Below are 12,269 nucleotides of genomic sequence, written 5' to 3' on the forward strand. Positions count from 1 at the left end.
CTTACATTTTTCAATTTATTTAATATTTTTAAATTAACTTATTAGATATATTTTATATTTCAACTATATAAGGTGTTTTCACATTTTTATTTTTTGACTATTTGGTCTAACTGTTTCATAAAATTAGTTTATTTTTCATTTTATCCCATTGTTTTGTCAAATGAATACAGAACTTTCAAGTGTTATTTCCACTGTAAAATTAAGCTTACAATCAAAAATAACATTGTTAATGATAACTATTATCAATAGAATTCGCATCATTGTTACAGACCATAACAATATCTTCACTTTTACTGCTAGATTGTTGAATAAAAAATTGGCATCTCAGTAATGGAATTCTGACTTATTATAATCATTGGGATTAATGACCATGGCACAGATTAAAAGCCGTAAACATAACAGAACTGTTCAATTGGTTGCTTTAGCCGCTTCTTTACCGCTTATGGCTCATGCAACAACAGAAAATGTCACTCAACTTCCCACGATTTCAATAAAATCAGAATCCGAAAATAAATATAAAGCAGATGTAGTCAGCTCAGCAAAATATACCCAACCCCTCGTCAATACCACGCAAACCATTTCAGTCATTAAAAAAGAATTATTAAAAGAACAAGGCGCGACCTCATTGGTTGAAGCTTTGCGTAATACACCAGGAATTACCTTACAACTTGGTGAAAATGGCAATACTAGTGCGGGTGACGCCTTCCAAATGCGCGGTTTCTCTACTCAAACGTCGACCTATGTCGATGGTATTCGAGATTTAGGGGCTGTAACACGTGATGTATTTAACCTAGAACAAATTGAAGTGGTTAAGGGCCCTTCTGGTGCAGAAGCAGGCCGTGGATCAGCTTCGGGTTATATCAACTTGGTGAGTAAACTTCCACAAACTCAAAATTCAAATGAAGTTTCTGCAACCTATAATACCGCTGAACATGGCCGTCTTGCTGCCGACATTAACCAAGTGATTGCAAATGGTGTGGCTGTTCGTTTGAATGCCATGGGTCAAGAAGGTGGTGTTGAAGGGCGTGACTATATCGAAAACAACAGTTATGCCATTGCGCCTTCAATTGCCTTTGGCCTCGATTCAGCTACACGTTTGTATTTATATTCGCAACATGTACGTCAACGTAATATTCCAGATGGCGGTATTCCCACGATTGGGATGAAAGGTTTTTTTAATGCCAATTCAGCTTTCGCTTCAGCACCTCAAGTCAACCGTGAAAATTATTATGGAAATACCAATGACTACGAAGATGTCGATGCAGACATGTTTAGCGCTAAAATTGAAAGTGATCTGACAAAAAATTTAAAACTGACCAATCTTACTCGTTTGGGTAAAACCAGCATGAATCGTGTTTTAACCGGTATAAATACTGGTTCAAGCGGTTTCAGAACCAATAATTCCAATGATCCTAACAACTGGGAAGTCAATCGCTCTCGTCAAGGGGTTGACCAAGAAAATAAAATTTTAGCCAACCAAACTACACTAAACTGGAATGTCAAAACAGGGATCATTGAACATGATGTAGTTGCAGGCGTAGAGTTTTTAAAAGAAGAACAAGATACAAAAACTTTAGCGACACAAATGCCAGGCCAAACTGCGGTAACGTCTTGGGCAAATCTTTATCACCCAAATCGTAATGAGGCAGTTCCTGCTTTGATGTATAACGGTGGTTATACTCATGGTATATCAGAAACAGCCGCTGCTTATTTGTTTGATACGCTTAAATTTGGTGAACGTTTCCAACTGAATGGCGGTGTTCGTGTTGATTATTATGATACCGAATATGATGCCTTATCACTTCCATCGGGTAGCAGTGTTTTGGTTCCATCTCAATTCGGCGCCCATGACAGCTTAGTTAGCTGGAAATTAGGCGGTTTGTACAAACCAACGTCATTTAGCAGCGTTTATGCTTCCTATGCCAAATCACTGACTCCGCCAGGAAGTGCAAATTTTGCACTTTCAGAAACAGGTGCAAATAGTTCAGCTGCCGAACCTCAAGAAACACACCATTACGAAATAGGAACTAAGTGGGATTTACTGCAAGGTAAATTGGCCTTGAATGGTGCAGTCTACCGTACAGAAAATGAAAATCAGTTCACCATTGATCCTATTTCTCAACTCTCAGTACAAGAAGGTAAAAAACGTGTCGATGGGGTTGAACTGAGTGCTGTAGGACAAATCACTGACGCATGGAATATTTCAGCGGGTGTCGCGCACATGAAAGTGAAACAGTTAAATCAACGTACTGCAACAGCAACAACGGTAGCAGAACGTTGGTCACCAGAATGGACTGCAAGCTTATGGTCGACTTATGATATTTCTGGCTTTAAATTGGGCTTAGGCGCACGTTATGTAGATGAACAAAAACGTGTTGTAACAACAGATACCGCTCCTGCTCAGATGCCAGGCATTCCAGGTTATGTCGTCTTTGATGCAATGGCAGGCTACACCATCAATAAAAATGCTTCAGTCAACTTAAATGTATATAACTTGGCAGACAAAGACTATATCAGTACCTTAAACAATGGCGGTGGTCGTGTGGTCTTAGGCCAACCTCGTTCAGCTGCACTGACGTTTAATTATAAATTTTAAGCGACTTTAGCTTAATTAAACTGAAAAAAATGAGTATAAATGTAGTGTGTTATAACTGACACGCTACATTTTTATTTTTGAGTCAAAGCCATTCAAGAACAGTTGGTAAGCCTGATGATGTTACATATTCCACAAATTTTGACCAAACAGCAAGTGGCTGAGTTACGTCAACAATTAGATGCCAGTCATTCATGGATAGAAGGACATCAAAGTGCAGGCAGTCAGGCTCAAAAAATTAAAAAAAACCTACAACTTGATACTAATAGTCTTATTTATCAAGATATTGCTCCAGTAATATCACATACTTTACAACAACACTTTTTGGTACAATCAGCAGGCTTAGCCAAGCATATTCTCTCACCCTTGTTCAATTGTTACCAAGAAAATGGGAGTTATGGCAATCATGTTGACAATGCTGTGCAATATTCCAAAGCTTTGGGGCACAGTATTCGTACCGATGTTTCTATCACGCTATTTTTATCTGAACCTGATGAATATGAAGGTGGCGAATTAATCATTGAAGACCATTACGGTAGCCACGAAGTCAAGCTAGATGCAGGTGATGCAATCCTTTATCCTTCGACAAGTTTACACCGAGTTGAACCAGTGACTGCAGGAAAACGTATTGCCGCTGTGACTTGGCTACAAAGCATGGTGAAAGATGATGGGCAACGCAGCATGTTATTTAACCTCGATATGACTATTCTAAAATTACGTCAACAGCTCGGGGATAGCGAAGAAATGATTAGCTTGACCAGTCATTATCATAATTTATTACGTCAATGGGGCGATCTATGAGTGCTCAACCACTGCCTCCACTTACCCATATTCCCGCGTATTTACAAACCATTGCCGATTACGAACAGCAAGCACAAAAGCATCTCACTGAAAATACATGGCACTATTTACAAGGAGGTGCCATGGATGAAATCAGTGTGCGTAACAATCTTGATGAGTTTAAGAAGATTCAGTTAATTCCAAGGCATTTAAATGACTTCACCCAAGGCAATACGCACTGTGAAATTTTAGGACAATCCTTTCCCCACCCTATTTTTTTAGCTCCAATCGGTCATCAACAACTCTTTAATCCTGAAGCAGAAATAGCTTCAGCGTTGGCAGCTGAAGTACTAGGCAGTAATTTGGTGTTAAGTACATTTACCAATACCGATTTACGTCGTCTCAAAAAAGAAAATCCACTTAAATGGTTTCAACTGTATTGGCAGGGTGATCGTAAAAAATCTTTGGCTTTGGTTCAACTCGCAGAACAACACCACTTTAAAGCTCTCGTGATTACCATTGATTCACCACATACTGGGATTCGTGATCGTGAACGTCGAGTAAATTTTCAGTTACCCGCTGAAATGCAACACCCACATACACCGGCACACATTCCCCTGCCCAAAATTTCTGAAAATCAACATCCTGTATTCAATGGCTTAATGCAGATAGCCCCCCAATGGTCCGATATTGAATTTATCATCGCCAATACGAATTTACCCGTCATTTTAAAAGGGATATTACATCCCTTAGATGCAAAAAAAGCACTCGATATAGGCGTAAAAGGCTTCGTTATTTCCAATCATGGTGGGCGTGTTTTAGATACCAGTATTTCCCCACTTAGCGCATTGCAGTTGATTAAAAAGGTCGTACCTGTCGATTTTCCACTGCTTTATGATGGAGGAATTCGTCGTGGAACGGATGTATTTAAAGCCTTGGCTTGTGGTGCTTCTGCCGTACTCATTGGTCGTCCTTACATTTATGGATTAGCCACTGCAGGTGCTTTAGGCGTCGCGCATGTGCTCAAAATTTTAAAAGAAGAATTTGAAATAACCATGGCATTAATGGGAACAGCAAGCATCAAGGAGATCAACTCTGATTTTATTTATCAAAATAGAACAATTTAAAGAAAATAATTTTCTTAATTTAGCTTAATAGTGCAAATTAAGAAAAGTATTTTCAAAATATCTATCTTAGAATAAATACTAGATTAAACCTCTTACAAGCAGGTTCGAGTTTAAAATTATGAGCAACTATCACAGCCTATAATTTTATGCTTTTTTAAGCAAAATCCTTTGAAAATACTTGTAAACTGAACCAATAGACACAATCTATAAAGTATAAGTTGCCTTTACCCAAGATACGTGCAATCAAGACTACGCAAGGAATTACCTCATGATGTTAGCTGATCCAAGTAAAAAATATCGTCGCATGTACCAACGTGTAGATTTGCCAGATCGTCAATGGCCAAATAATGAAATCAATCAAGCGCCGATTTGGATGAGCACCGACCTACGTGACGGTAACCAAGCTATTTTTGAACCTATGGATATTGAACAAAAATTCAAAATGTTCCAAATGTTGGTCAAAATTGGTTTTAAACATATTGAAATTGGTTTCCCTTCTGCATCACAAGTTGATTTTGATTTCACACGTAAATTGATTGAAGAAAATCATATTCCAGACGATGTTTATATTGAAGTTTTGGTTCAGGCACGTGATCACTTAATTGAACGTACTTTTGAATCTTTAGTGGGTGCAAAACGTGCCATTGTGCATATCTATAATTCAAACTCACCGACCTTCCGTGAAAAAGTATTAAATGTAAATGTCGAAGGCGCAAAACAGTTAGCGGTCAATGCTGCGACAAAAGTAAAAGAATATGCTGCACAGTACCCTGCCACAGATTGGATTTTTCAATACAGCCCAGAGTGTTTTACCGCGACTGAATTAGAAGTGGCAAAAGATGTCTGCGATGCAGTCACTGAAATTTGGGAAGCATCTCCAGAGAATAAAGTTATATTAAACTTGCCTGCTACTGTTGAAGTTTCAGGCCCACATGTGTATGCCGATCAAATCGAATGGATGCACCGTAATCTTCAACGTCGTGATGGTGTCATTATTTCTGTCCATTGTCACAATGATCGTGGTTGTGGTATTGCCGCTTCTGAATTGGCAATGATGGCAGGGGCAGATCGTGTTGAGGGCTGCGTATTTGGTAACGGTGAACGTACTGGGAATGTGGATGTCGCTGCGATTGCATTAAACATGTATACCCAAGGTGTGGCACCTAACTTAGATTTCTCAAATATTAATGAAATTATTGCCACCATTGAAGAATGTACGGGCTTGCCTGTGCATCCGCGTCATCCATACGCAGGCGACTTGGTTTTCACCGCATTCTCTGGTTCGCATCAAGATGCGATTAAGAAAGGCTTTGAGTTTCAAAAGAATCAAGAATTATGGGATATGCCTTACTTACCCATTGATCCAAAAGACTTGGGTCGTGACTATGATGCCGTGATTCGGGTCAATTCACAGTCGGGTAAAGGCGGTATTGCCTACTTATTAGAATCGAATTATAACGTGGTATTGCCACGTCGTTTACAAATCGAATTCTCACAAGCGGTTCAACAAGTCACGGACGAACAAGCCAAAGAAGTGACTGCACAGGATATTTGGGCCTTATTTAAAGAACATTACGTGGCCACCAAAGATGCACATTATTCTGCGAAAAATTACAGATTGTCAGATGACAATGGTAATCAAGTGATTGAACTTGATGTTGAGGTAAATGGTGAAACTCAGCAATTAAGAGGCGAAGGTAACGGTCCAATTTCAGCTATTTTGAATGCACTTCAGTTGCCAATTGATGTGTTGAGTTATGAAGAACGTAGCATTGGTTCAGGTGCACATGCTAAAGCTTTAGCTTTAATTGAAATTCAAGTCAAAGGTACGGGTAAATCGGCATTCGGTGCAGGGATTCATGACAACATTGTGACGTCTTCTATCGAAGCAATCATTGCCTGTACCAACCGATTGATTGAACAAGGCGTGTTAAGTACCGAGCAAGTCGTAGCAGCAGCAGTTTAATCAACATGCTTAAGCAATAAAAAGACTTTAGAAAGGATACCCGCAAGTGGTATCCTTTTGTTTATACATTCTAAAGATTTAAGGCGAATTATTCCTGTGTCTTTTCCAGCTGACTCAGTGGGCTTAGTTATTCCACAAAAGTTTTCATTTGAAGAGCCGTTAGAGCTCGAATGTGGCCGCATTTTGCCACGTTTTGAAATTATGGTCGAAACCTACGGCACACTTAATGCAGATCAATCCAATGCAATTTTGATTTGTCATGCATTATCTGGCCACCATCATGCAGCAGGTTATCATCATGAAGATGATAAAAAACCAGGTTGGTGGGATGCCTGTATTGGCCCAGGTAAAGCAATTGATACCTCTAAATTTTTCGTGGTTGCCTTAAACAATATTGGGGGTTGTAGTGGTTCAACAGGCCCTATCTCGCCCAATCCTGAGAATGACAATCGTCCTTATGGGCCAGACTTTCCTTTGGTCACGGTACGGGATTGGGTGAAAACTCAAGCCATGCTGTCAGACCGCTTAGGGATTGATGTTTGGTATTCGGTCATTGGAGGCTCACTCGGGGGCATGCAAGCGATGCAGTGGTCGGTGGATTATCCAGACCGTTTAAAAAACTGTGTGATTATTGCCAGTGCACCGAAACTGTCTGCACAAAATATTGCTTTTAATGAAGTGGCACGTCAGTCCATTTTATCCGATCCTGATTTCCATAATGGCCGTTATTTAGAAAATGATAGCTATCCAAAACGTGGCCTCATTTTGGCACGGATGGTCGGTCATATCACCTATCTTTCTGAAGAGGCCATGAAACAAAAGTTTGGTCGTGACTTAAAGTCAGGCAAATTTATGTATGGTTTCGATGTTGAATTTCAGGTCGAAAGTTATTTGCGTTACCAAGGCGAGCAATTTAGTCGTAACTTTGATGCCAACACCTATCTGATTATGACCAAAGCCTTGGACTATTTTGATCCCGCGCGTGAATATGAGCTGTCTTTAACCAAAGCAATGGCAAATACTCAATGTCGTTTCTTGGTGGTGTCATTTACTACAGATTGGCGTTTTACCCCACAGCGTTCTCAAGAAATTGTCGATGCACTGATTACCAATCATAAACCTGTGAGTTATGTCGATATTGATGCAGAACAAGGTCATGACTCATTCCTGTTTCCCATTCCACTCTACGTTAAATCATTGCGTGCATTTTTAGGCGGTGTAGAACATCTTGCGTCGACCCCTCAGGAGACTGTGTAATGCGTATTGATCATCAACTTGCAGAAACATGGATTAAACCTGATTCGAGTGTCCTCGATTTAGGCTGTGGCGATGGTGAATTATTGGCCCACATGGGTAAAAAGCACAATATTCGAGCATACGGGTTAGAAATCGATCAAGAAAAGATTGCAATTGCGGTCAGTCGAGGGTTAAATATTATCCAACAAGACTTAAACTTGGGTTTAAGCCGCTTTGCAGATCAGTCTTTTGACTATGTGGTTATGGCACAAGCTTTGCAAGCTGTAGAAGCACCAGACGTATTATTGCGTGATATGGTGCGTGTTGGAAAACAGGCAATTATTACTTTTCCTAACTTTGCGTATTGGAAAACGCGCTCATTCTTGGCTTTAAAAGGAATGATGCCTGTATCTAATGCTTTACCGTATATGTGGTACAACACACCCAATATTCATTTATGTACTTTCCGTGATTTTGAAGCACTCTGTGCTGAAAACAATATTCGGATTATTAACCGACTCGCCGTGAATGGGGATCAGCAAGGTAGTTTACTCAGTAAACATGTCCCGAATCTATTTGGTGAAGTCGCAATTTATCGAGTGAGCGCACTATGAAAAAAATATTATTAAGCACGCTATTGGTGGGACTTTTTAGTATTCAAGCACATGCAGATTATGTTGCACCAGCCCCTTCTGTTTCGAGCCAAGCTGCGCAATATTCTGTGATGGATATTAACAGCCTAACCAAAGCAGCAAAGTCAGGTCAAGCAGGTGCGCAGTTTTATTTAGCCACCAAATATCAACATGGCAAAGATATTCAGCAGGATGAAAAACAAGCTTTTGCATGGTACAAAGCAGCGGCTGATCAGGGTCTTTCTGCGGCACAACTCAATGTCGGTCGTATGCTTGCAGATGGTGTAGGCACTCGAAAAGATGAAAGCTTAGCCCGTAAATATTTTGAAAAAGCAGCCAGTCATGGTGATAATCGTGCCAGTTTCAACCTTGCAATGATGGAAGAACAAAAGAAAAATTATATGGGTGCATATCAGTGGTATGAGCTGTCTGCCCGTGATGGCATGTTGGACAATAAAGTGATTTCTTTATCTGAAGGCAAAAAAACTGCTTTGGCTGCCAATTTGACCCAAGATCAAATTCGTACCGCGCGTGATCGTGCCGATAAATGGATTCAAGCGCAGTAATTCTGCCGCATTTTAAACGCACCTTCGGGTGCTTTTTTATTGCCTGATGTTAAATCGCTATTTCAGGTAAAATTAAGCAAATTTTAAAGATCGGAGCTTTTATAAAATGTCTGCACAAGATTGGTTATCTCAAGGTACTTTAGTCCTCGCCAGCAATAACAAAGGAAAAATCGCAGAATTTGAAAAATTATTTGCTGGACTTCATCTTCCTGTTGAAGTGATTCCACAAGGAAAACTGAATATTGAAGATGCGATTGAAGATGGTTTAAGTTTTGTTGAAAATGCGATTATTAAAGCACGCCACGCGTCTAAAATTTCAGGTAAGCCTGCAATTGCAGATGATTCCGGTATTTGTGTACCAATTCTGGGTGGTGCACCCGGTATTTATTCTGCACGCTTTGCAGGCGAGCATGGCAATGATGCGGCCAATAACGAGAAACTGCTACAAAAACTTAAACCATTCCGTAAAGATGGTGAAGCAATTGAAGGCATGTTTGTATGTGTATTGGCTTTGGTTCAGCATGCTGAGGACCCACTACCCCAAATTTTTCAAGGAATTTGGACAGGCGAAGTTTTAGAACAGGCACGTGGTGAAAATGGCTTTGGCTATGATCCCTTGTTTTGGTTACCTGAATTGAATATTTGTAGTGCTGAACTGTCTAAAGAAGAAAAAAATAAGATCAGTCACCGTGGTCAGGCCATGCAATTATTTAAAGCCAGTCTAAACACATAATTCATTTATTCGATTTCCTCTCCTTATAAAAAAGTGAGAGGAGTTTTAGACTAGATGCAGGATCACACCATATAGAGTCACCACGATACAACTCACAATTGTACCCGAAGCAATATATTGAGCTGATTTTCCTGTGCCTTGATAATGGGTTTCTAATGCCACAATATTAGCAGCAGGTGGCAAACAGAATAATAGGAACATTACACCGATATATTGTTCAATATTTTCAATCGGAATAAACCAATAAGTGAAACTACAAATCACACCACCGAAAGCAATTTTCATGAAAGAAACTTGACTACTTCGTCGTAAATCAGCCAAGCAAACCTGCGTTTGCTGCAACCACATTCCCAATACACACATGCCCGTAAAACTCATGCCCACTTTAGCCATGCTATAAATCACATCAATCCACTGATGCTGTTGCAGATGTTGTACACCCCATATTCGACAAATAAGCGCAATGAATAGAGCACAAACAGGCGGAGACAATATCACTTTTTTAATGACTTTAGATACAGGCTGAGGAGTTGAACTCACTGCGGTAATAGCCCATATATTGCCAAATACAGAACCGCCGATATATAACGCCACCATTGCTGCACTCACTTCTGGACCAAATAAAGCCAAAGCAAAAGGAAAGCCTAACCACGCTAAATTGACGTAACTCATGCAAAGTGCACGTAATTGATCTTTAAAAATAAATTGAAAAAGATAAAACATGAGCACAGCCACACTAAAGCTAAAGACCATTAAGCTCAAACTACCCGACTGATAAAATACCATGTTGTAAATAATCACAATCGGAATAAAAAGCTGTGCCAATAATTTCGACAATAATCCCTTTAGATGTGTAGAGAATGGCGTTAAAGCGAGTCCCCAACCACATAGAAAACCCAAAATCGGGAGTAACAAAGCCAAGGCATCCTCCTGAATGATTCATGAAAATATGCTAGCACCAAATGAATGATAAAAAGCAGCTTTCATTGAGTTTGTCTTTAAATTGAAATGTTTTAGTCACACCAATGTCATCGCAAGATGTTCAGATAGTGCTTAATTTAAAAAGAGGAATAAAGCATGGCGGGCTTATCAATTTGGCATGTGGCAATTTTTGCAATTGTCGTGATTTTATTGTTTGGCACATCAAAACTAAAAAACTTGGGCAAAGATGTCGGTGGTGCAGTCAAAGATTTTAAAAAATCGATTAAAGAAGATGACGTGGCTGCAAATGCATTAAATGAACCTAAAACGCTTGAACATCAAACGCATTCTTCAGAAAAACACTCCACGGCAAAAACTCACTCAGGCTAAAACGTTATGCTCAATATTGGTATGACTGAACTACTGGCTTTTGGCATTATTAGTTTATTGGTGCTGGGGCCAGACAAACTTCCTGAAGCTGCGCGTTTTGCTGGGAAATGGTACGCTAAAATCAAACGTATGGTGAGTAATGTTCAAAATGATATTGATCGTGAATTACGTTTATCTGAACTACGTGAACAAATGCAAAATGAAATGCAGCGCATCAAAGAATTAGAACAAAAGATGCAAGCGCAAATGCATGAACTACAACAACAATCACATCCTGCAATAGAAAAAAATCAACAAAACGCAGTACCCGATAATAAAAATGCTCCCATCTTCTATGTTTTTATTCCTTCCTCTCGTTTTGAGGGGGTGTATTTTAAAAAGCCTAAACCTTGTGTTAATACTGCTGCAAATACAGATTCTTTAAATAAATCACAGCCCAGTACAGCGCCGTTCAATACACAAGCTGCAATTTCGCCCTTAAATCATTTCAAGGTGGCAGTATGAGTCATCCCATCCACTCTCAGTTATCGACCACTGTTAAAGATGAACATCATTCTGATTTAGAACAAATGCCAATTACACGGCATTTGATGGTGTTGCGTCGGCATTTGTTTAAAAGTGTGGGTTTATTAATCGTGCTGTTTTTTTGCTTGCTGCCTTTTGCTAACCAGACTTATCAGCTTTTATCCGAACCTTTACGTGCCCAATTACCTGCAACATCCTCGATGATTGCGACAGATGTCACCGCCACATTTATGGCACCTTTTAAGTTAAATTTCTTCGTCGCCTTTGTATTGGCCATGCCTTGTATTCTGTATCAGCTTTGGAGCTTTGTAAAACCTGCACTTTATACCAAAGAAAAAACACTCGCCCTTCCGTTATTGGTCGGCAGTATTTTATTATTTTATGCAGGAATTGCCTTTGCCTATTTTATTGCATTGCCTTCAATTTTGCATTTTTTCATTAGTGTTTCACCCGAAACGGTCGCACCCATGACCGATATTAATAGTTACTTAAGTTTTTGCTTAAAACTATTTTTAGTTTTTGGCTTTACCTTTGAAATTCCTGTGGTGACTTTGATTTTAATATTAATTGGGGTGGTTTCTACCCAGCAACTCATTGAAAAACGTCGTTTTATTGTAGTTGGCTGTTTTTTTATCGCGATGTTTGTCACTCCGCCTGATGCGATTTCGATGATTATGCTGGCAATACCCATGTGGATGTTATTTGAACTGGGTTTACTCCTTGGAAAATTGCTTGAAAAACGCCGAGAAAATGCTTTTTAAATCACCCTTGTTTGTTTTAAAAGCAGCATTTTGCTGCTT

At 39.5% G+C, this 12,269-nt stretch carries 12 protein-coding genes; 11 read left to right on the forward strand and 1 reads right to left on the reverse strand.

Annotated features, from left to right (window positions below):
- The first annotated feature begins 370 nt into the window (after positions 1-370).
- From GA0116959_RS02900 to rdgB, 8 genes are all read left to right on the forward strand, one after another.
- On the forward strand, positions 371-2,596 hold the full coding sequence (locus GA0116959_RS02900) for a catecholate siderophore receptor Fiu (protein ID WP_092718512.1): 2,226 nt from the start codon (positions 371-373) through the stop codon (positions 2,594-2,596).
- Between the two features lie 114 nt (positions 2,597-2,710).
- The gene (locus tag GA0116959_RS02905) at positions 2,711-3,394 is read left to right on the forward strand and encodes a Fe2+-dependent dioxygenase (protein WP_092718238.1); all 684 of its coding nucleotides are present in this window, start codon (positions 2,711-2,713) and stop codon (positions 3,392-3,394) included.
- The gene (locus GA0116959_RS02910) at positions 3,391-4,500 is read left to right on the forward strand and encodes an alpha-hydroxy acid oxidase (protein ID WP_092718241.1); all 1,110 of its coding nucleotides are present in this window, start codon (positions 3,391-3,393) and stop codon (positions 4,498-4,500) included. The genes GA0116959_RS02905 and GA0116959_RS02910 overlap by 4 nt, the downstream gene beginning before the upstream one ends.
- Before the next feature lie 268 nt (positions 4,501-4,768).
- Positions 4,769-6,466, forward strand: a complete 1,698-nt coding sequence (leuA, locus tag GA0116959_RS02915) for a 2-isopropylmalate synthase (RefSeq protein ID WP_053578748.1) — start codon at positions 4,769-4,771, stop codon at positions 6,464-6,466.
- A 96-nt stretch (positions 6,467-6,562) separates the two neighbouring features.
- Complete coding sequence (metX, locus tag GA0116959_RS02920) at positions 6,563-7,723, forward strand: homoserine O-succinyltransferase MetX (RefSeq protein ID WP_092718244.1); 1,161 nt, start codon at positions 6,563-6,565, stop codon at positions 7,721-7,723.
- The gene (gene metW, locus GA0116959_RS02925) at positions 7,723-8,316 is read left to right on the forward strand and encodes a methionine biosynthesis protein MetW (protein ID WP_053578750.1); all 594 of its coding nucleotides are present in this window, start codon (positions 7,723-7,725) and stop codon (positions 8,314-8,316) included. Before metX ends, metW begins: the two co-directional genes overlap by 1 nt.
- Positions 8,313-8,900, forward strand: a complete 588-nt coding sequence (locus GA0116959_RS02930; RefSeq protein WP_053578751.1) for a tetratricopeptide repeat protein — start codon at positions 8,313-8,315, stop codon at positions 8,898-8,900. Before metW ends, GA0116959_RS02930 begins: the two co-directional genes overlap by 4 nt.
- Before the next feature lie 106 nt (positions 8,901-9,006).
- Positions 9,007-9,633 (forward strand): RdgB/HAM1 family non-canonical purine NTP pyrophosphatase, encoded by a 627-nt coding sequence (rdgB, locus tag GA0116959_RS02935; RefSeq protein ID WP_092718245.1) that lies wholly within the window; start codon positions 9,007-9,009, stop codon positions 9,631-9,633.
- Positions 9,634-9,678: 45 nt separating this feature from the next.
- Here the strand turns inward: rdgB and GA0116959_RS02940 are convergent, their stop codons facing one another.
- Complete coding sequence (locus GA0116959_RS02940) at positions 9,679-10,554, reverse strand: AEC family transporter (protein WP_092718248.1); 876 nt, start codon at positions 10,552-10,554, stop codon at positions 9,679-9,681.
- Between the two features lie 156 nt (positions 10,555-10,710).
- Between GA0116959_RS02940 and tatA the strand changes: the two genes are divergently transcribed.
- Genes tatA through tatC form a run of 3 tightly spaced genes read left to right on the forward strand, consistent with a single transcriptional unit; the run spans position 10,711 to position 12,230 of the window.
- The gene (tatA, locus tag GA0116959_RS02945; RefSeq protein ID WP_092718251.1) at positions 10,711-10,944 is read left to right on the forward strand and encodes a twin-arginine translocase TatA/TatE family subunit; all 234 of its coding nucleotides are present in this window, start codon (positions 10,711-10,713) and stop codon (positions 10,942-10,944) included.
- 6 nt (positions 10,945-10,950) lie between these two features.
- Positions 10,951-11,448 carry a Sec-independent protein translocase protein TatB gene (gene tatB, locus GA0116959_RS14475; protein WP_092718254.1) on the forward strand — a complete coding sequence of 166 codons (498 nt, stop codon included), beginning with the start codon at positions 10,951-10,953 and terminating at the stop codon, positions 11,446-11,448.
- A gap of 8 nt (positions 11,449-11,456) precedes the next feature.
- Complete coding sequence (gene tatC / locus GA0116959_RS02955) at positions 11,457-12,230, forward strand: twin-arginine translocase subunit TatC (RefSeq protein WP_171256857.1); 774 nt, start codon at positions 11,457-11,459, stop codon at positions 12,228-12,230.
- The last annotated feature ends 39 nt before the right edge of the window (positions 12,231-12,269 follow it).

The sequence above is a fragment of the Acinetobacter albensis genome, assembly GCF_900095025.1.
Classification (GTDB): Bacteria; Pseudomonadota; Gammaproteobacteria; order Pseudomonadales; family Moraxellaceae; genus Acinetobacter; species Acinetobacter albensis.